The sequence below is a fragment of the Cellulomonas sp. JZ18 genome, assembly GCF_009720485.1.
In the GTDB taxonomy this organism is placed as follows: Bacteria; Actinomycetota; Actinomycetes; order Actinomycetales; family Cellulomonadaceae; genus Cellulomonas.
The window spans coordinates 2107981-2127359 of the sequence record NZ_CP045245.1 but is presented as its reverse complement, the minus strand read 5'-3'; the positions used below and the strand labels follow the sequence as shown (position 1 = coordinate 2127359).

Below are 19379 nucleotides of genomic sequence, written 5' to 3'. Positions count from 1 at the left end.
CCCCATGAAGAACGCACGACGCACACCTCTGCTGACCGGGCTCGCGCTCGTCACGGCCACCGCCACGCTCGCCGCGTGCGGACCGGGCGGCGGCAACGGCGGGGGTGCCGGTGCCGGCGACCCGACCGACTTCACGACGGCGCCCACCGGTGAGCTGTCGGCCTGGGCGTTCGACAACGCGGACGACGTCGGCGAGGCCCGCATGGCCTACGCCGCCGAGCAGCTGTCCGACCTCGAGATCACGATGGACCAGACCTCGTTCGACGCCCAGAAGTTCACGACCCGCGTCGCGGGCGGGCAGGTGCCCGACGTCGTGCAGATGGACCGTCGCTTCGTCCCGACGTACGCCGCGCAGGGCCTGATCCTGCCGCTGGACGCGTGCTACGAGGCCCACGGGGTCGAGGCGGACGAGCGGTTCTACGACTTCGTCGTCGACGACGTCGAGTGGGACGACCAGCTGTGGGCGGTGCCGCAGTTCTACCAGCCGCCGGCGATCATCCTGAACACCCGCGTGACCGAGGCGGCGGGCCTGACCGACGAGCAGTTCGACACCTCGAAGCCGGACCAGCTGCTGCAGGCGGTCGCCGCCACCTACCAGGCGGAGGGCGGCACGCCGACGCGGCTCGGCTTCGACCCGGTCGCCACCGGGCAGGCGGGGCTCTGGGTGATCGGCATGGGCGGGCAGCTCACGGACGAGGAGGGCCGGCCCACCCTCGACGACCCGTCGAACCACGCGGGCGTGGAGCTGCTCAAGCAGATCACCGACGCGCAGGGCGGGTACGCGCAGGTGAAGTCGTTCACCGACGCGTTCGACACGTTCGGCGACGCCAACCAGTACGTCACCGACCAGGTCGCCGCCCAGGTGAACGCGCAGTGGTACCCGAACGTGCTCTCGCCGTACATCGGCCAGGTGCAGCTGCGGGCCGTGCCGTTCCGCGGCGCCGACGGCGAGCCGTTCTCCGTCGCGGGCGGCTCGGCCTTCGTGGTCCCCGCCGGGGCGCAGAACCCGGACGCCGCGTGCGCGTGGATGCTCGCGCTCACCGAGCTCGGGGCGTGGGAGGCCGCCGGTGAGGCGCGTGCCGCCACGCGCGCCGAGGACGGCGGCATCAACACCGGCCTGTTCACCGGCTCGCCCGAGGCGGACCAGCTCGTCCGCGAGCGCTGGGTCGTCCCGAGCGGCGACCCCGGCTTCGACCAGGTGATCGCCACCTACTACGACGTGCTGGACTACGGTCGGACCTACGGCGCGTCGCCTGCCGGGCAGGAGATCACCAACGCGCTCAACAACGCGGTCACCGCGGCGCTGCTCGGCGACGCGACGGTCGAGGAGGCGCTCGCCGACGCCCAGCACGCGGCGGAGCGGGCGTACGAGAACGTGACGGCGGAGGGGTGACCGACCAGGTCCTCCCGTGAGGAGAGGACGGCACCGTGGACGAGCCGGTCGACAAGGCCATGGAGCGCCTGCACACGACCCTGGTCGAGGCGACCGACGTGCAGCAGGTCCTCGAGGCGGTGGCGCACGCCTGCGCCGCCGTCATCGCGGGCGAGGCGGGGGAGACGACCGTGACCCTGCGCCGCGACGGCCGCGCCAGTGCGGTCGCCTGGACCGGCGAGCGGGCCCGCCGCTGCGACGAGGTCGAGTACGCGAGCGGCGGTGGCCCCTGCCTCACCGCCCTCGACGTCGCCGAGACGATCCTCGTGCACGACGTCGCGAGCGAGTCGCGGTGGCCCGCGTGGCGCGACGCGGCGCTCGAGTCCGGCTTCGTGGCGTCGGCCGCGTTCCCGGTGCGCGTCAACAGCGACCTCGAGGTGTCGCTCAACGCCTACTCGGACGTCGGCGGTGCGTTCGACGACGCGACCGTCGCGCGGGCGCAGCGGCTCGCGACCGAGCTCCGGCACGTCCTCGACTACTCCCTGCGCCTGGCCGACCTCGCCACGACGACCGCCGACCTGCGCACGGCGCTGGAGTCGCGGGCGGTCATCGACCAGGCGATCGGCATGGTCATGGCGCAGAACCGCTGCTCGGCGGAGGAGGCGCTGGCGCTCCTGCGGCGGGCGTCGCAGGGGCGCAACGTCAGGCTGCGCGACCTCGCGCACGAGATGGTCCGACGTGTGGGTGGCGCGGAGCCGCCCGTGTCGACGTTCGAGCCGCGCAACGGCTGAGCGGTTCGTCGCCGGTCCAGGAGACGACGACGGGGGCGGCGGGTGCACCACCCGCCGCCCCCGTGGTGCGTCGTCCGTCGCTCAGTCGCGGCCCAGCACGTCCTCCGGGCCGACCCCGAGCAGGTACGGGGCGAGCCGTGCGGCGAGCGCCTCGATGCGGGTCCCGTGCGAGACCACGTGCTCGACCACGCCCTCGGCGATCGTGCGCAGGCTCACGTTGCTGCGCATCGACGCCTCCCGCAGCAGGGCGAAGCCGAGCTCGGGCGTGACGCCGTAGGCGGCGGCGAGCATGCCCTTGGCCTGCTCGATGGTGGCGCGGGACGCTGCCGACGCGGCGATCTGCGCGGTCGCGAGCCGGCTGCCCTCGGCCGCGACCAGCCGGGTCACGTCCACCAGGTCCGCCTCGACGGCGTCCTCGGGCGTGCGCCGGTAGACGGCGACCACGTGGCGCTCCTGGCCCAGCGCGTCGCGCAGCCGGAACCGGGAGTGCGCCGGTGCCGCGGTGGCGCCCGTCAGCTCGGCCCACCACCGGTCCCGGTCGCCGGCGTCCACGTGTGCCAGCACGAGCTCGGTGGTGGGGACGACCTCGCCGACCTCGAAGCCGTGGAGCGCGAAGCACTCGTCCGACCACCACCACGTGCCGTCCACGGGAAGGTGCCGGAGCCGCGCCGTCACGGCGGCGGGGAGGTCGCGACCCACGGGGTGGTCGTCGCGGAGAGTGGTGGACACGGGATGGGGCCTCACGTCGGTCACGAACCGGCGGGCCGTGTCCTGACCCGTGGTGAAAGTTAGGCGAACGCACGTGGCGAAGCAAACGGGCGACGGGCCGCCCGCCGGCGTGTGCGCAGGTCAGTCCAGCGACCGGTACCCGTTGACCTTGTGGGTGCCGTCGCACCACGGCTTGATGGCCGAGCCGCCGCAGCGGCAAAGCGCGACCGTCGGCCGCGGCTTGGTGACGGGCATCCCGTCCTCGTCGCGCAGCTCGACGTCGCCACGGACGAGCACGGGCCCGTCGGGGCAGAACGTCACCGAGGCGCGCGGTGCGGGCGTGCGCGGCGCCCCGTGCGTCGGCGCGTCCGTGTCGCTCGTCACGTCGGTGCGGTGCAGCTCCTGGGTCATGGCGTGCTCCTCGGGTCGGGCGGGGGCCGGCGGGACCGACGGGCCGGCGCAGGTCACGTTCACGGTGCGCGGCGACGCGCAGTCGCGTGCCGGCATAGGGCACGCCGCCCCGCGCGCGCAGCGCGAGCGCGGCCCACGCGCACACGCCGCGCTCCAGGCACCACAGCGGCGCCCACAGTGCCGCCGTCGGCGGGAACCGGCCGGCACCGCCGGCGCGCCGACGGCCGACCTCGGCGAGCGCGACGACGGCGGCCGCCGCGGCTGCGACGAGGCCGGGCCGGCGCCGCAGGAGCGCGGCCGCCGTCAGCGGCAGCACGGCGAGCTCGGCCGCGAGGCGCGGGGGCTGCGCGAGGCTGTCGTACGCCTGGCGCACGCGCTGGTCGAGGAACCGGTGCACGTCCGGCGGGCGACGCTCGACGAGCACGTCGAGGGCGACGTGCTCGCGCCCGCCGCCGGCGCGCACGGTCCGCACGAGCTCGAGGTTCTCGAACAGCACGCTGTCGTCGTACCCGTGCGGGGGCAGCGCCGAGCGGCGCACGAGCAGCGTGCCCGGCCAGTCGCCGCCGAGCGCCCGGTTGAGCAGGGCGCGGCCGGTGTCCCACCGCGCGTGCCACGGTGCGGGCGCGAAGACGTTCTGGGGCCGGACGACGTCGGCGTCGTCGAGCAGGCGCAGCGCGCGGCGCAGGTCGGCCGGGTCCCAGCGCACGTCGTCGTCCGCGACGACCACGCGCTCGGCGTCCGTCACGCGCAGGCCGTGCCGCACGGACACGGCCTTGCCGTTGCGCCCCGGCGGCGGTGTCCCGACCCGCTCCTGGCGCACGCCGTCGGGCAGGCGGTGCGCGTGCGCGTCCTGCACGTCCGGCGGCGAGCCGTCCACCACGACGACCGGCAGCACGCCGGCCACGCGGGCCAGGTACTCCCAGGTCTCGTCGGGCACGGGCGCGGGGGAGCGCAGGGGCAGGAGGTAGACGGCGTCGTCCACGGTGGCCGGGCCGGCGTCCACGGTCGGCGCGTCGGGACGCGGCGCGGCGCTCACAGCGGCAGGCGCAGGGAGGACTCGCCCGCCTCCCACCGCGCGATCGTGCGCGCACCCGCCCAGCCCTCGACGGCGAGGCACACCGCGGCGCCCCACAGCACGTCGTCGACGAGCGCCGGCTCCTCCTCGGCGAGGTTGCCGGCGAGGTCGCGCGCCGCGATCTGCTCGTGCACCGCGTCGGCCGCGACGTGCTCGTCGAAGTACCAGGTGGTGGCCTCGTCGTCGTGACCGAGGCGGCGCAGGCCGTTGCCGTACAGCCGGTTGGGCAGCGACGACGTCATCTCGAACGCGGCGAGGTGCCCGACCGTCGCGCCGCGCAGCCGCCGGTGCAGACCGAGGAGGGACATGACGTTGGACGACGCCAGCGTCGCGGCGGGGACGTGGTCGACGTACCGGCCGTACGTGTCGTCGAGGCCGAGCCCGCGCATGGCCCGCGCGAACAGCGCGTGGTGCATGCGCTCGGGGTCGCCGCCGCCGTACTCGTCGGCCTGGATCTCCACGAGCGCCGCCTTCGCGCGTCCGCCGAGGCGGGGCACCGCCCACGTGTGCGGGTCGGCCTCCTTGAGCTGGTAGACCGACTTCTGCACGAGCAGCTCGCGCACCTGCTCCTCGGTGGCGCGGCGCGCGACCCAGCGGGACAGGCTGGGGGAGTCGTCCTCCTCGGTGAGGCGGAACAGGCGCGCGGCCACACCGGTGCGGCTGCGGTCGGTGCAGTCGGGCACGGGGACGCGCGTGCGCAGCTCGGCCTCCACGAGACCCTCGAGCGTCGTGCGCACCCGCAGCAGGTCGACGTCCCACTCCCAGGCGTCGTCGACGCCGGCCAGGCCGCGGTAGTGCAGCTCGTACAGGCACAGCAGCGCGTGCTGCACGTCGTCGTCCTCGAGCCACGAGGCGGGGGGCGCCGCGACGGCGGCCTCGACGGCGGCGCGCAGGGGACCCGCGTCCGTGCCGGTGCCGGTCAGGAGCCGCAGGAGGGCCTCGCCCACCGGCCCGCGCGGCGAGGGCAGCGGCATGGGCCGCGTGGGCGCGGGCCCGGGCTCGGCAGGGACGTCCGTCGGCACCGACGTGCTGGTCATCGTTCTCGTTCCCTCGGGCTGCGGCGCCGGGGCTCGACGCGCGACCCATCGTGGCCCCGGCCCCGCACCCCGCCACCGGAACGAGTGACGCCCTCGACGCCCTCACCTGCGGCTGCGTCCCGAGTCCGCACCCGGGACGCAGCCGCAGGACGGGGGTGGGCGGGTCAGACCCCGCCCGGACGCAGCACCGCCCGCAGGCAGCCGTCGTCCTTCTCCTTGAACAGGCGGTACGCCTCGGCGCCGTCCTCGAGGTCGAGCACGTGCGTGGCCAGGTACTCCGGCGCGAGCTCGTCGCGGGCCATGAGGTCGAGCAGCGTCGGGATGTACTTCTGCCCGTGCATCTGGGCGCCCCGCAGGGTGAGCCCCTTGTTCATCAGGGCGCCCAGGGGGAACCGGTCGGCCCACGCCGCGAACACGCCCAGCACGGCGACGCGTCCGCCCTTGCGGCAGTGGTAGACCGCCTCCCGCAGCGGCGTGATGCGCTCGGTCTGCACCCGGGCGAGCTGCGTGACCTTGTCGAGCGCCGCCAGCGGGCCCGTGGCCCCGGACGCCTCCATGCCGACGGCCTCGATGCACACGTCCGGCCCCCGGCCGGCCGTGAGGTCGAGCAGCGCGTCGCCGAGCGCGTCCTGCGGGTCGAGCACGTCGCAGCCCAGCTGGTCGCGCGCGACGGCGCGGCGGTACGGGTCGGTCTCGATGACGACGACGCGGTCCGCACCGAGGATCTGGGCGGACCGGGCCGCCATCTGGCCCACGCCGCCCGCACCCCACACGGCCACGACGTCGCCCGGCCCGACCTCGCCCAGGTCGGCCGCGCCCATCCACCCCGTCGCCGCGGCGTCGGAGGCGAACAGCGCGCGCAGGTCCTCGACCCCGTCGGGCACCGGGAACGCGCCGACGTCCGCGAACGGCACCCGCACGTACTCCGCGTGCGAGCCCGCGTACCCGCCGAGCGCGTGGGAGTAGCCGAAGCAGCCGCCGGGCGCGAAGCCCCACAGCGTCTCGGTGACCGCGGGGTTGCGGTTGCCGTTGTCGCACAGCGAGAACAGCTGCTGCCGGCAGTACCAGCAGCTCCCGCACGCGATGAACGAGCTGACGACGACGCGCTCGCCCACGCGCCGGTCGCGCACGCCGGGCCCCACCTCGACGACCTCGCCGAGGAACTCGTGCCCGATGACGTCCCCGTGCCGCATGAACGGGATGTACCCGCCGAGCAGGTGCAGGTCGGAGCCGCACGTGACGCTCGCGGTGACCTTGACGATCGCGTCGTACGGCTGCTCGATCGCGGGGTCCGGCACGTCGCCCGTGCTGACCTCGTTGACCCCGGTCCACTGCACGGCCCTCACAGGCGTCCCTCCCGTCCCGCGGCGCGCAGCACCGCGTCCAGCACCAGCCCCTGCGGCGTCGGGGGCCGGCCCGACAGGTCGTCGGGCGGCATGACCGAGCCCGTCTCCAGCCGCTGCTTCAGCAGCCGCAGCGTCTGCCGCGTGCCGGCCCGGTCGTGACCGTCGTCGTCGACCCGCAGCTCCGTCCCGCGCCCGCCGGGCGCCGGAGTGCGCCGTGCGCGCGCCAGCAGGGCACCGAGCTCGTCGTCCAGGTCCGCCGCGCGCGCGTCGACCTCGTCGGAGGTCACCGCGACCGTGACGGCGAGCGTCCCGCGGCCGGGTGCGTCGAGGGCCGTGCGGCCGCGCCGGAGCGCGACCGCCGTGGCGGCGCCCGCACCGAGCGCCGCCACGGCCAGCAGTCGTCCGCGCACGCTCACTCGCGGTGCAGCTTGTCCTGCACCCGGCCGGCGATCTTCTCGACCGCGTTCGGCAGGTCCGTCGTGCCGTACAGGCGTGCGTCCGGTCGGGTGGGCGGGGGAGCGGGGACGCCCGCCGGCGGCTCCGGCACGTAGGTGAACTCGCCCTTGCCGTCGGGGGTGGGGCCCGACGCCCAGCTGCCCTCGGACGCGTGCTCGCCGTTCGAGAAGTTGATGTACTGGTAGGACACGTCGCGGTGCTCCTTCGAGAGCGGGAAGTTCGACGGCACCGGCAGCAGCTCGAGGCCCTCCTCCTGCAGCTCCTTCGCGGCCGCGATCCACTGGTTCTGGTGCATCGTGTCGCGCGCGAGCAGGAAGGCGAGCATGTCCCGCACGCCCTTGTCGTCGGTCATGTGGTAGAGCCGCGCGACCTGCAGGCGGCCCTGCATCTCCGCGTTCGCGTTGGCCGTGAAGTCGGCCAGCAGGTTGCCGCTCGCCGTGACGTAGCCGGCCGTCCACGGGTTCCCGTTCGAGTCCACGGGCCGTGCGCCCGCGCCCGCGACGATCGCGTGCTGCGGGTCCGTGCCGCCGACGATCGCCGCGACGGTCGGGTCGTCCTGGACGGCACCGTCCACGATGCCGATCGGGGCGTCCTCGAGCAGCTGCGCGATCATCGTGGCCAGCATCTCGACGTGGCCGAACTCCTCGGCGCCGATCCCGTACAGCAGGTCCTTGTACTTCCCCGGGATGTGGGTGTTCCAGGACTGGAACCCGTACTGCATCGCGACGGTGATCTCGCCGTACTGGCCGCCCAGCACCTCCTGCAGCTTGCGGGCGAACACGGCGTCCGGCTTCTCGGGCTTGGCGTGGAACTGCAGCTCCTGGCGGTGGAAGAACATGTGGCTCCCTCTCGCTGGCACACGGGGCCCCCGCGGACGGGACGACCCGCCGGCACGCGCCATCTCCTCGACGCGCAGTGTCCTGCCAGTCAAACAACGCCTCGCGAGCCCCGCACCCGGAGACCGGACGCGCGTCCGATCCGGCGCGGACGGCGCCGACGGCCGCCGGATGGCACTGGCAGGGTGCGCGGGGGACCATGTCCTGCGCCGGCGCGTGCAGCGGCCGCGCGGCGCGAGAGCACCGGAGGAGCAGCGTGAGCGCCACCCGTGCCCCGACGGCGCCCGTCGTCCGGCCCGTGCGCGAGCCCGTCGTGTCCGTGGTCGTGCCCGTCCGCGACGACGCGGCGCACCTGGAGGCGTGCCTGCGGCGTCTCGCACGTCAGAGCGTCCCGCCCGACGAGGTGGTCGTGGTCGACAACGGCTCCTGCGACGCGAGCGCCGACGTCGCGCGCCGGTGGGGTGCCCGCGTCGTGGACGAGCCGCGTGTCGGCATCCCGGCGGCCGCCGCCGCCGGCTACGACGCGGCCCGGGGCGACGTCATCCTGCGCCTCGACGCCGACTCACGGCCCGACGAGGGCTGGGTCGCGCACGCCCTGCACGTGCTGGCGGACCCGCGCGTCGACGCCGTCACCGGGACGGGCCGGTTCGACCTCGCCGGCGGGCGTGGGCGGCGCGTCGCACGGGCGTACCTGGGCGCCTACTACGTGCTGGGCCACCTGGCGGCGGGCCACCCCGTGCTGTGGGGGTCGTCGATGGCCGTGCGCGCCGACGCGTGGCGCCGGGTGCGCGAGCACGTCACGCGCGTGGAGGACGTGCACGACGACCTGGACCTGGCGCTCGCGCTCGGACCGGCGGCGCGCGTCGTCGTCGACCGCGGCTGGTGCGTGGGGGTGTCGTCACGGTCCGTGCGGCTCGGCCCGCAGTGGGTCACCCGCCTGGGCCGCGCCTTCCGCACGCTCGGCCGGCAGTGGCGCGTGCTGCCGCCGTGGGAGCGGTGGGCGGCACGGTGGCGTCCGGCGGCGCGCCGGTCCTGACGTCGTCACGCGGACGGGCCGGGCCCGGGCGGTGGCGCCCGGGCCCGCCGTCGTCGCTGCGGCTCAGGCGTCGCCCTGCGGCGACGTCGCGTCCGTGCCGTGCTGCGTGAGCTCGCCGAGGAACTGGTGGCAGCGCTGCGCACGCTCGGAGTCCTCGCGCATCACCTGCTCGAAGAACGCCGCGATCTCCTCCTTGCCCGCGTTGCGGGCGTCGCGCACGTACTGCCCGTAGTCGTGCCCGGCCTTCAGGGAGTGGTACTGCACCGAGATGAGGTCGAACGTCACGTCGTCGAAGCCGGTCTCGCCAGTCGCCATGGGTGCCTCCTGCGGTCGGCGCCCGCGGACCGTGGCCGGCCCGGCGGGGCGGTGTGCGGCGGCCGCGTCCTGGACCCCCGTCGTCGTCCACGCTACGAACGGCGGGCCCGTCCGCAACCGGCGGGGCGACGTGCGTCACACCTCGAAGGTGGAGCCCGCCGGCGTCGACGGACCCGTGAGCCCCCGGCCCCGGCGTCGGCGCACCCCTGACGCGGGGTGCGCCCGCCGGCGTCAGACCGCCGCCCGTGCCCGTGGGTCGTGCGACACCGCGAGCACGCGGCCGACCACGTCGTCCCGCTCGACCACGTCCGCGAGCACCTGCCCGACCTGGCTCCGCGCGACCTTCATCGACGCGGTGCGGTCGTCGTCCGTCACGAGCGCGGGCGCGGTCACGGCGTCGTCCGTGAGGTTGACCGGCTGGACCTCGACCCAGTCGAGGTCGCTGGCGTGCACGAGCCGCGCCTGCCGGTCCGTGTCCGCGATCTGCGGTGCGATGACCACCGCGAACAGCAGCCGCATCACGAGCGGCAGCCGCTCCGCGCTGGTGCCGACGCCGTAGGACGTCTGCACGACCAGCCGGCGCACCCCGTGCCGGCGCATCGCCTCGACGACGACCGCCGTCCCGCGCGAGCGGACGTCCGGCACGGTGCCGCGCGGGCCCCGCAGCCGCACGGCGAACGGGTTCTCGCTGATGCCGAGCGTCACCACCACCGCGTCCTGCCCCGCGACCAGCGCGTCGACGGTCGCGGCGTCCGTCGCGTCGCCGTCGACCCCGCGCACGCCCGGCCCCGTCATGGCCGACGCGTGCCGCGACAGCGCCGTCACCTCGTGCCTTGCCCGCACGAGCGCGGCCACCGCCGCCCGTCCGGACCCACCCGTCGCACCCACCACCAGCACCCGCATGTCGACCTCCGTCGGTTCCCGGGTCCCGCCCGGACACCTCCATCCCAGGGCCCCGGCCCCGGACGCGGAACGACCGGACGTCGTCAGGGCATTGCCGATCGTCCGGCGCGGGCGGGAGCATGACCGGATGACGACGACCGCGTCGGCCCCGCCCGCGCGGGCCACGGCCGCCCCCGTGGGCCTGGGTCCCGGCGGTCCGGGCCCGTGGAGCTCCGCCGACCCGGTGGGCGCGGCGCTGCACCGGCTGCGCGTCACCGGGCTCTTCTACAACCGCACCGACGCGGCGGCGCCGTGGGCGGTCGACATGCCCGCGCTCGGCGCCTGCGTGAGCTTCCACGTCGTCACGGCGGGGGAGTGCCACGTCGAGGTCGACGGCACGTCGGTGCACCTGCGCGCCGGCGACCTCGCGCTCGTCCCGCACGGGCGCGGCCACGTGCTGCGCAGCGCGCCGGGCGTGCCCTCGCTGGGCCGCGTCGACACCCTGCCGCAGGAGTACGTGACCGACCAGTACTCGGTGCTGCGCCACGACGGCCCGGGCCCGCGGACGCTGCTGGTCTGCGGGATCCTCGCCGTCGACGGACCCGCGTCGCGGCACCTGCTCGCGCTGCTGCCGCCCGTGGTGCACGTGCCCGCGGGACGCTCGCCGTGGGCGGCGGACACGCTGCGCCTCATGGCGGCGGAGGTCGAGCACGCACGGCCCGGCGGCGAGGCCGTGACCACCCGGCTGGCCGACGTCCTCGTCGTGCAGGCGATCCGCGCCTGGTTGGACGAGCAGGACGACGCCACCGGCTGGCTCGCGGCGCTGCGCGACCCCCACGTCGGCCGCGCCGTCGCCGCCGTGCACGCCGACCCGGCCGCGCCGTGGACCGTGGCGGCGCTCGCCCGCGAGGCGGCGATGTCCCGGTCCGCGTTCGCGGAGCGCTTCACCGCCGTCGCCGGCGTGCCGGCGATGACGTACGTGACCCGCTGGCGGATGCACGTCGCCGAGGACCGCCTGCGCCGCGGGGACACCGTCGCGCGCGTGGCGGCCGCGACGGGCTACGAGTCCGAGGCCGCGTTCAGCCGGGCCTTCTCGCGCGAGACGGGGCGGCCGCCCGGGACGGTCCGCCGCGGCGACGGCTGAGCCGACCCGCACGCCCGGCCCGGGCCGTCGGCTCGCACCGGCACGCGCCCTGGCACACGCTGGACCCGTGCCGAACCGACTCGCCGCCGCCACGAGCCCGTACCTGCTCCAGCACGCCGACAACCCCGTCGACTGGTGGGAGTGGGGCGACGACGCGTTCGCCGAGGCGCGCCGCCGCGACGTGCCCCTGCTGATCTCGGTCGGCTACGCCGCCTGCCACTGGTGCCACGTCATGGCGCACGAGTCCTTCGAGGACCCCGCCACCGCCGCCTTCATGAACGAGCACTTCGTCAACGTCAAGGTCGACCGCGAGGAGCGGCCCGACGTCGACGCGGTGTACATGACCGCGACGCAGGCGATGACGGGCAGCGGCGGCTGGCCGATGACCGTGTTCGCGACGCCCGACGGCCGGCCGTTCTTCTGCGGCACGTACTTCCCGCCCCGCCGGGTGCAGCAGGTACCGGCGTTCCCCGAGGTCCTCGCGGCGCTCGCCGCCGCGTGGTCCACCCGGCGCGACGAGGTCGTCGCGAGCGCGGGCAGCGTCGCCGACGCGCTCGCGCAGCGTCCCGCCACGGCGGACGGGCCGTCCGGGGGCGACCTCGTGGACGAGCGCGTCGTCGCCCGCGCGCTCGGCGCGCTCGGCACGACGTTCGACGAGCGCGACGGCGGCTTCGGCGGCGCACCGAAGTTCCCGCCGTCGATGGTGCTCGAGTGGCTCCTGCGTCACCACGCCCGCACCGGCGACGCGGACGCGCTCGCGATGGCGCGCCGGACCCTCGACGCCATGGCCCGCGGCGGCATGTACGACCAGCTCGCGGGCGGCTACGCGCGGTACTCCGTCGACGCGACGTGGACCGTGCCGCACTTCGAGAAGATGCTCTACGACAACGCCCTGCTCCTGCGCGTGCACCTGCACGCCTGGCGCCTGACCGGCGACCCCCTCGACCGCCGCGTCGTCGAGGAGACGGCGGACTGGCTGCTCGCCGAGCTGCGCACGCCGCAGGGCGGGTTCGCGTCCGCCCTCGACGCCGACAGCGAGGGCCGCGAGGGCGCCTTCTACGTGTGGACGCCGACGCAGCTGCGCGAGGTGCTGGGCGACGACGACGGCGCGTGGGCGGCCGACGTGCTGGGCGTCACCGACGAGGGGACCTTCGAGCACGGCGCCTCGGTCCTGCAGCGGCAGGCGGAGCCCGACGACGCGGACCGGTTCGCGTCGGTGCGCGCACGGCTGCGCGCCGCACGCGAGCGGCGACCGCGGCCGGCCCGCGACGACAAGGTGGTCTCGGCGTGGAACGGCCTGGCCGTCGCGGCCCTCGCCGAGGCGGGCGCGGTGCTCGAGCGCCCCGACTGGCTCGACGCCGCCCGCACGTGCGCACGTCTGCTGGCGGACCTGCACACGCACCCCGACGCGGCCGGCGACGACCGGCTCGTGCGCACCTCGCGCGACGGCGTCGCCGGCACCGCGGCCGGGGTCCTCGAGGACTACGCGGACGTCGCCGAGGGCTACCTCGCGCTCGCGGCCGCGACGGGCGAGCACGAGTGGTCGGCACGCGCCGAGCGGCTGCTCAGGACCGTGCTGCGGCGCTTCGCCGACGACGCCGGTGGCCTCTTCGACACCGCCGACGACACGACGGACGCCGTGCTCGGCGCGCTGCGGCGGCCGCAGGACCCGACGGACGGCCCGACCCCGGGCGGGCAGCCCGCCGCCGCGGCCGCGCTCGTCACGCTGGCCGCCGCCACCGGCTCCCTCGAGCTGCGGGAGGCGGCGCTCGCGGCGCTGCGGGTGCCGCTGCAGCTCGCCGTGCGCTACCCGCGCGCCGCCGGGTGGGCGCTGGCGACCACGGAGGCGCTGCTCGACGGACCCCGCGAGGTCGCCGTCGTCGGTCCCGCCGACGACGCCGCGACGCGTGCCCTGCACCGGTCGGCCCTGGCCGCGTCCGCGCCCGGCCTCGTCGTCGCGCTCGGGGACCCCGACCGGCTCGGAGCCGAGGCGCCCGCGCTGCTGCGCGACCGTCCGCTCGTCGGGGACCGTCCCGCCGCGTACGTCTGCCGGGGCTTCGTCTGCGAGCGGCCCGTGACCGACACCGCCGCGCTCGAGCAGGCCCTGCGCGCCTGAGCGGCCCGTCCCGGCCGGGGACGGCGGGTCGCGGACGCACGACGGCCCGGCACCCGCGGGGGTGCCGGGCCGTCGGCCGTCGCGCGCCGCGTCAGACGGTCGGGGTGCCGCCCTGGACCGACCCACGCCACGCACCGGTCTCGGTGCCGCGGCTCTCGATGAACTCCTTGAACCGCTCGAGGTCGTTCTTCACCTGGCGGTCGTCGGCGCCGACCGCGGCACCGACCTTCTCGACCAGGGACTCCGCCTCCCACTCGATCTTCGCGGTGACGCGCGTCGAGGTGGGGCCGAGCGACTGGAACGACACGTGCCCCGCGTGGGCGGTGCCGTCGACGCTGCGCCAGGCGACGACCTGGTCCGGCTCCTGCTCGACGATCTGCGCGTCGAACTCGCGGTCGACCCCGCCGATCTTCGTCTTCCAGTGCGTCAGCGTGTCGCTGACCTGGGTGATCTGCTCCACGCCGTTCATGAAGTGCGGGAAGTCCTCGAACTGCGTCCACTGGTCGTACGCCGTGCGCACCGGGACGTCGACGTCGATCGTCTGCTCGATCGTGGGCATGCCGTCTCCTCCTGCGTGATCGGGGATCGTGCGTCGTCCACGCTAGGTGCGGTGCGGGCAGCCCGCGCGCCGAGCGGGGCCCGGTTCGGCCCGGCCCGCCCTCAGGCTCGCCGCTCGTCGGCGGCGTCCGTCGAGCCCGCCGCGTGCGTCGCCGCGGGCCGGGAGGAGCGCCGGGTCAGCAGGTACAGCACGACGCCGACGGCGAGCAGGACACCCGCGAGCAGCCAGTGCCGCGGCTCCTGCTGCGTGAGCAGGCCGAGGCAGGTGCCGATCGCGAGCACGGGCAGCGGCGTCCACGCGCGGAAGTGCGGGTGGTCGACCCGGTCGCGGCGCAGCACGAGCACCGCCAGGTTCGTGCTGAGGAAGACGAGCAGGAGCAGCAGCACCACGGTCGACGCGAGGTCGACGAGCGAGCCCGTCGCGGTCAGCACCATCGCGACGAGCGTCGTGACCACGATCGCCACGACCGGGGTGCGGCGGTTCGGCAGCACCCGGCCGAGGACGGCGGGGAGCAGCCCCTCGTCCGCCATGCCGTACGCGAGCCGGCTGGACATGATCATCGTGAGCAGGGCGCCGTTCGCGACCGCGATGAGCGCGACGGCCGAGAAGAGCGCGAGCGGCACGCCGCCCGCGGCGCGGACCACCTCGAGGAGGGGACCGCTGGAGGCCTGCAGGTCCTCGGGCGCGACGACGGCCGGCGCCACGAGCCCGACGAGCAGGTAGACCACGCCGGCCGTGACGAGCGCGGCGAACAGCGCCGTCGGGTACACGCGGCGCACGTCGCGCACCTCCTCGGCGACGTTCGCCGAGGTCTCGAAGCCGACGAACGAGTAGAACGCGATGAGGGCGCCACCGAGGGTCGCGGCTGCCGCGGTGGTGTCCGCCGGCAGCTCGAGCAGGCGCGCCGGGTCGCCCTCGCCGCGGCCCAGGACCATCGCCCCGAGCACCACGACGAGCAGCAGGCCGCTGACCTCGACCGCGGTCATGACGAGGTTCGCGCGCATGGACTCCTTGATGCCGCGCGCGTTGAGGGCGGCGACGAGCGCGAGGAACACGATCGCGGCCGGGATCGGCGGCACGTCGAGGAACACGCCGAGGTAGTCGCCCGCGAACGCGAGCGACAGGCCCGCGGCGGACGTGACGCCCGCGGCCAGCATCGAGAACCCGACGAGGAACGAGACGACCGGCCGGCGGAAGGCGCGCTGGGCGTACACCGCGGAGCCCCCGGCCTGCGGGTACTTGGTCACGAGCTCGGCGTAGGACGCGGCCGTCAGCAGCGCCATGCCGAGCGCCACCAGCAGCGGCAGCCACACCATGCCGCCGGCCTCGGCGGAGAGCTCGCCGACCAGCGCGTACACCCCGGCGCCGAGGACGTCGCCGAGGATGAAGAGGAAGAGCAGCGGTCCGGTGACGGACCGCCGCAGGCGGGTGGGCGCGTCGGCGCCGGTGTCGGTGCTGGTCACCCGCCCGAGTATCGGCGCGCGGTGCCCGTCGCGCGCGTCGGGCGCCGGGGCGAGCGGCGGCGCGCGGCCGCGTACGCGGGCAGCCGCAGCGCAGCCGCCCAGCCGTACGTGCGGTAGGGCCCCGGCACGTGCAGCACCGGCTCGAACCGCACGTCGGCGTCCGGGTCGACCTCCTCGGCCACGAGCCGGCCGCAGCGCTGCCACGGGCCGCCGGCCCGCGCCGACAGGAGCAGGAGGTCGACGCGCAGGTCGGGGTCGTCGGCGTCGCCGCGTGCCCCGGGACCGGGGACCGCACCGAGCAGGACCGGCCCGTCCGCCGTGCGGAACGGCATCAACGAGCCCAGGAAGCCGCCCCACGGGCGCAGGCGGGGTGCGAGCAGGAACCGCGTGAGACGTCCGCTGCCGGTCCCCGACAGCAGCAGGTCGTGCAGGCGCCCGTCCACCTCCCAGCGCACGGCGACGCCGTGCACGTCGGGCAGCCCGGACGGCAGGCCGACGGACCGCGACACCCGCACGAGCGCCGGACCCGCGTACGCGAGCTCGGCGCCCGGTGCGTGCGGGTCGTCGCCGAGGCGCAGGGTGCCCCGCAGCACGGTGCCGCGGGGGTGCAGCGGCCGTCCCCTGCGCAGCACCGCGAGCGGGCCGAAGACGGCACCGAGGACGCGGCCGGCGACGCGGGCGGCGGCCGGTGCCGCGAGGTCGGGCCGGGAGGGAGCGGACGCGTCGGGCGTGGTGCCCTCGGGGACGGGCATGCGGGTTCTCCGGGACGGCGGACCGGGCGGGCCCGGGCGACGCGGCGCGTGCCCGTCCAGCATCCCCGCCGCGTCGGTGCGCCGCGCGTCGACCCGCCCCGCACCTCGGCCGGTGGCGGCCCGACGGCAGGCGTCGCGGCCGGCCGGCGAGCGCTCCGCAGGCGCACCGGCCCGGGCGTCGCGAGACTGGTCCTGCCGCTCGGCACCGGGACAGGGAGGGGCAGATGGACGCCATCGTCGTCGCGGTCGGCGGGTCCGCCGCCGACACGGTGCTCGACTGGGCGGCGGCGGAGGCCCGTGACCTCGGCCGCCCGCTCACCGCCGTGCACGTGCGCCACGGGCGGCGTGAGGCCGACGAGGCGGCGGCGGGGGCCGACCTCGCCGACCGGCTCGCCGCGGCGTGCGCGCGCGCCGGGGCCGACGTCGCCACGTCGGTGCGGGTGACGAGCGCGGAGCACGTCGCCGACGCGGTGACCGCGCTCGACGCGCACATGCTCGTGCTCGGCCGGCGGGCGCGCCGGCGCGCCCCGGGACGCACCACCACCGCGGTCCTCGAACGTGCCCGCGTCCCCGTCACCGTCGTCCCGCACGGTGAGGACGACCGTGCGGCGCCCGGGGGCCCGGTCGTGGTCGGGGTCGACGGCTCACGGCACGCGTGCGACGCCCTGCGGCACGGCGCGGACGTCGCGGCGCGCCGCGGTGTCGCGCTCGAGGCGGTGCTCGCCTGGCAGATCACGACCCTCGCGCCGCTGCCCGGCAAGGAGTGGGGGTACGTCCCGCCCCTGGACGACTACGAGCGGCACGCCGCGCGCCTGCTGGACGAGGTGGTCACGCACTCGGGGGTGACCCTGCCCGAGGGGCGGCTCGTGCGCACGCTCGTGCACGCCCCGCCGGGCCGGGCGCTGCTCGACGCGGCGACACGGGCGGAGCGCCTGGTCGTGGGGCACCGGGGCCTGACCGGGCTCGACCGCGTCCTGCTCGGCTCGGTCAGCCGCGACCTCGTCGCGCACGCGCCGTGCCCGGTCACGGTGACCCGCTGACCGCCGCGGGCCCGCCGGCGCACCGGCCGCCCCGCGGCGTAGCGTGGCCGGCACACGGCACGGGAGGTCACGATGGGGCGTGAGCCGGACCCCGACCCGGGGCTCGAGCGCGCCCGTGCCGTCCTGCGCACGCACCGGGCGCGCATCATCGCCGGGGGAGCGCAGGGCGTCGGCGTCTCGCGCGACCAGGACGGGCCCGTGATCGTCGTCGTGCTGGCGCCGGGGCGGGCGGTGGACGGCCCCCGCGAGCTCGACGGCGTGCGGGTGCGCTACCGGAGCGGGTCGTTCCGCCCGACGTGAGCCGCGGCCACCCGCGCGACGCGGCTCACGCCTCCTGGAGCCCCCGCAGGTACCGCACCAGCTCGGCCGCGATGGGCTGCCCGGTCGACAGCTCGTAGTAGCTGTAGGCGGGGCTCGGGTTGACCTCGAAGCAGACCACGTCCCCGTCGGGCGTGACCTTCAGGTCGATGCCGGCGAAGGGCAGCCCCAGGGCCCGCGCGAGGTCGACGCACCGCCGCGCGAGCGCGGGCTCGAGCTCGACCGGCCGCAGCTGCGCCTCGCTCCCGTCGTGCCCGTCACGCCCCGCGTACCGGTAGTCGACCCCGTCCGAGCGGATGGCCGTGGCCAGCACGCGCGTGCCGACGACGTGGACGCGCACGTCCTCGCCCGGGACGAAGGCCTGGAACTGCGTCGGGCACCACCGGATCCGGTCGAGCCGGGCGTCGTCCTCGTCGTCGAAGACCCGCACCACCGAGCGCACCCCGCTCATCGACTTGTAGACGATGCGGCCGTGGCGGCGGCGGAACTCGCGCACGAGCTGCGGGACGTTGGTGACGAGCGTCTCCGGCACGTCCAGGCCGTGCCGGCGGATCAGCTGGACCTGGTAGGGCTTCGAGCCGTTCGACGCCATCGCGGAGTACCGGTTGACGACGCGGCACGGGGCCACGTCGGACCACCGGACCAGCACCTCGTGCACCGCCCGCGCGTGCGTGCGTGCCGGGGACCCCTCGGGCTCGTCCGCCAGCTCGGGCAGCATCCGGTCGTCCATGAGCCGCAGGTACGCGGCGGTGAAGGACTCCAGGGGGTGGCTCACGCCGCCGAGCTCGAGCCGACCGCGGACGCGGCCCTCCTCCACGCGCAGGTCCACCGACGCACCGGCCACGTGGCGCTGGTGGAACGTCGTGTACGCCGCACCCACCCGGTCCAGCTCGTCCACCACGAGCGAGAGCGGTGTCTCGCTCGGGATGCCGGCCAGCAGGATCACGGCGCACCTCCTGTCGTCGCCGGGAACAGGTCGGCGAGGGCCGCCACGCCGGCGTCGCCGCCCACCCGCAGGTCCGGACGCACCTGCACGTCGTGCAGGCACCAGCCGTCCGCGTCGCGCCGGAAGGTGAGCCCGAGCAGCGGGACGCCCGCGCACCGTGCGAGCCGGACGCAGGCGGCATGGAGCTCCGTCGGGAGGTGCCCGGGCACGACGCGGTCGCCCACCACGAGGACGTCGACGTCGCCGCGCCGGCGCAGGCCGGTCCCGCCGGGATCGGGGAACCGGGCCGCCGCCGGGTCGGTGTCGTCCACGCGGTAGGGGCGGGTGCGCAGCCCGCACCGCTGCGCCTGCAGGACCCACCGCGACGGCGGCGCGGCCGGGCCGCCGAGGCCCAGCGGCGTGGCGGGGTTCACGACCGGGCAGGGGAGGGCGTGCAACCAGCTGAGCGCGAACGCGTAGAGCTCCGCGAGGGCGTACTCCTGGTCCTCGGGAGCGGCCAGCGCGAGGTGGTGCGGGGTCAGCCCCGTCAGCCGGTTCACGACACCGCCGACCCCCGCGGCGTCGAGCTCCCCGCCGTCCGCGAGCGTCAACCGCGTCGACGGCGCGTCCCGCCCCACCCGGTGCTCGACGGCGAGCGGCATCGACAGGCTCGCCTGGTCGACGAGGCGCACGGGCGTGCGCTCCAGGGCCCGCAGGCGCCGGTAGAGCCACAGCGCGCTGTCGTCCTCCGGCGTGCACAGGACGAGCCACATCAGCGACGCACCTGCCGTCCGCGC

Annotated in this window: 20 protein-coding genes and 1 pseudogene; 7 read left to right on the top strand and 14 right to left on the bottom strand. The window is 76.2% G+C overall.

Annotated elements, in window-relative coordinates; genetic code table 11:
* Positions 1–4 precede the first annotated feature (4 nt).
* Positions 5–1393 (top strand): extracellular solute-binding protein, encoded by a 1389-nt coding sequence (locus GC089_RS09655; RefSeq protein WP_155377511.1) that lies wholly within the window; start codon positions 5–7, stop codon positions 1391–1393.
* 35 nt (positions 1394–1428) lie between these two features.
* Positions 1429–2163 carry a GAF and ANTAR domain-containing protein gene (locus tag GC089_RS09650; protein ID WP_155377510.1) on the top strand — a complete coding sequence of 245 codons (735 nt, stop codon included), beginning with the start codon at positions 1429–1431 and terminating at the stop codon, positions 2161–2163.
* Between the two features lie 81 nt (positions 2164–2244).
* Here the strand turns inward: GC089_RS09650 and GC089_RS09645 are convergent, their stop codons facing one another.
* The 7 genes and pseudogenes from GC089_RS09645 to GC089_RS09615 all read right to left on the bottom strand — a co-directional run bounded on the left by GC089_RS09645 (position 2245) and on the right by GC089_RS09615 (position 8034).
* Positions 2245–2862: an ANTAR domain-containing protein gene (locus GC089_RS09645; RefSeq protein ID WP_196250676.1), complete on the bottom strand. Its 618-nt coding sequence runs from the start codon at positions 2860–2862 to the stop codon at positions 2245–2247.
* 150 nt (positions 2863–3012) lie between these two features.
* Positions 3013–3282 carry a CDGSH iron-sulfur domain-containing protein gene (locus GC089_RS09640; RefSeq protein ID WP_155377508.1) on the bottom strand — a complete coding sequence of 90 codons (270 nt, stop codon included), beginning with the start codon at positions 3280–3282 and terminating at the stop codon, positions 3013–3015.
* Positions 3283–3652: 370 nt separating this feature from the next.
* Positions 3653–4159 (bottom strand): annotated as a pseudogene (locus GC089_RS19065) (glycosyltransferase family 2 protein); the annotation flags it as partial.
* 155 nt (positions 4160–4314) lie between these two features.
* Positions 4315–5394, bottom strand: a complete 1080-nt coding sequence (locus tag GC089_RS09630; RefSeq protein ID WP_155377507.1) for an iron-containing redox enzyme family protein — start codon at positions 5392–5394, stop codon at positions 4315–4317.
* A 164-nt stretch (positions 5395–5558) separates the two neighbouring features.
* Positions 5559–6740 (bottom strand): zinc-dependent alcohol dehydrogenase, encoded by a 1182-nt coding sequence (locus GC089_RS09625; protein ID WP_155377506.1) that lies wholly within the window; start codon positions 6738–6740, stop codon positions 5559–5561.
* The gene (locus GC089_RS09620; protein ID WP_155377505.1) at positions 6737–7150 is read right to left on the bottom strand and encodes a hypothetical protein; all 414 of its coding nucleotides are present in this window, start codon (positions 7148–7150) and stop codon (positions 6737–6739) included. The genes GC089_RS09625 and GC089_RS09620 overlap by 4 nt, the downstream gene beginning before the upstream one ends.
* 2 nt (positions 7151–7152) lie before the next feature.
* Positions 7153–8034 (bottom strand): manganese catalase family protein, encoded by an 882-nt coding sequence (locus GC089_RS09615; protein WP_155377504.1) that lies wholly within the window; start codon positions 8032–8034, stop codon positions 7153–7155.
* Positions 8035–8288: 254 nt separating this feature from the next.
* Between GC089_RS09615 and GC089_RS09610 the strand changes: the two genes are divergently transcribed.
* A complete protein-coding gene (locus GC089_RS09610; RefSeq protein ID WP_230684712.1) occupies positions 8289–9068 on the top strand; it encodes a glycosyltransferase family 2 protein in 780 nt (259 codons plus the stop codon).
* A 63-nt stretch (positions 9069–9131) separates the two neighbouring features.
* Here GC089_RS09610 and GC089_RS09605 read toward each other — a convergent pair whose 3' ends face one another.
* Positions 9132–9383, bottom strand: a complete 252-nt coding sequence (locus GC089_RS09605; protein ID WP_155377502.1) for an acyl carrier protein — start codon at positions 9381–9383, stop codon at positions 9132–9134.
* 231 nt (positions 9384–9614) lie between these two features.
* On the bottom strand, positions 9615–10286 hold the full coding sequence (locus tag GC089_RS09600) for an NAD(P)-dependent oxidoreductase (protein WP_155377501.1): 672 nt from the start codon (positions 10284–10286) through the stop codon (positions 9615–9617).
* A 127-nt stretch (positions 10287–10413) separates the two neighbouring features.
* On the opposite strand from GC089_RS09600, the gene GC089_RS19745 reads away from it, so the two are divergent.
* Together GC089_RS19745 and GC089_RS09590 are read left to right on the top strand one after the other, a co-directional pair.
* On the top strand, positions 10414–11409 hold the full coding sequence (locus GC089_RS19745; RefSeq protein ID WP_155377500.1) for an AraC family transcriptional regulator: 996 nt from the start codon (positions 10414–10416) through the stop codon (positions 11407–11409).
* 67 nt (positions 11410–11476) lie between these two features.
* Positions 11477–13525, top strand: coding sequence for a thioredoxin domain-containing protein (locus GC089_RS09590; RefSeq protein WP_155377499.1), 2049 nt, complete (start codon positions 11477–11479; stop codon positions 13523–13525).
* 91 nt (positions 13526–13616) lie between these two features.
* Here GC089_RS09590 and GC089_RS09585 read toward each other — a convergent pair whose 3' ends face one another.
* The 3 genes from GC089_RS09585 to GC089_RS09575 all read right to left on the bottom strand — a co-directional run bounded on the left by GC089_RS09585 (position 13617) and on the right by GC089_RS09575 (position 16299).
* The gene (locus GC089_RS09585; protein ID WP_155377498.1) at positions 13617–14084 is read right to left on the bottom strand and encodes an SRPBCC family protein; all 468 of its coding nucleotides are present in this window, start codon (positions 14082–14084) and stop codon (positions 13617–13619) included.
* Between the two features lie 101 nt (positions 14085–14185).
* Complete coding sequence (locus tag GC089_RS09580) at positions 14186–15547, bottom strand: APC family permease (RefSeq protein WP_155377497.1); 1362 nt, start codon at positions 15545–15547, stop codon at positions 14186–14188.
* Positions 15544–16299, bottom strand: a complete 756-nt coding sequence (locus GC089_RS09575) for a hypothetical protein (protein ID WP_230684711.1) — start codon at positions 16297–16299, stop codon at positions 15544–15546. Before GC089_RS09575 ends, GC089_RS09580 begins: the two co-directional genes overlap by 4 nt.
* Positions 16300–16523: 224 nt before the next feature.
* Here GC089_RS09575 and GC089_RS09570 point away from each other — a divergent pair, with 224 nt between their 5' ends.
* Both GC089_RS09570 and GC089_RS09565 read left to right on the top strand, forming a co-directional pair.
* On the top strand, positions 16524–17339 hold the full coding sequence (locus tag GC089_RS09570) for a universal stress protein (RefSeq protein ID WP_155377496.1): 816 nt from the start codon (positions 16524–16526) through the stop codon (positions 17337–17339).
* A 72-nt stretch (positions 17340–17411) separates the two neighbouring features.
* Positions 17412–17639 (top strand): hypothetical protein, encoded by a 228-nt coding sequence (locus GC089_RS09565; RefSeq protein WP_155377495.1) that lies wholly within the window; start codon positions 17412–17414, stop codon positions 17637–17639.
* Between the two features lie 25 nt (positions 17640–17664).
* Here the strand turns inward: GC089_RS09565 and GC089_RS09560 are convergent, their stop codons facing one another.
* Together GC089_RS09560 and GC089_RS09555 are read right to left on the bottom strand one after the other, a co-directional pair.
* Complete coding sequence (locus tag GC089_RS09560; RefSeq protein WP_155377494.1) at positions 17665–18603, bottom strand: RimK family alpha-L-glutamate ligase; 939 nt, start codon at positions 18601–18603, stop codon at positions 17665–17667.
* A complete protein-coding gene (locus GC089_RS09555) occupies positions 18600–19355 on the bottom strand; it encodes a hypothetical protein (RefSeq protein WP_155377493.1) in 756 nt (251 codons plus the stop codon). Before GC089_RS09555 ends, GC089_RS09560 begins: the two co-directional genes overlap by 4 nt.
* Positions 19356–19379 lie beyond the last annotated feature (24 nt).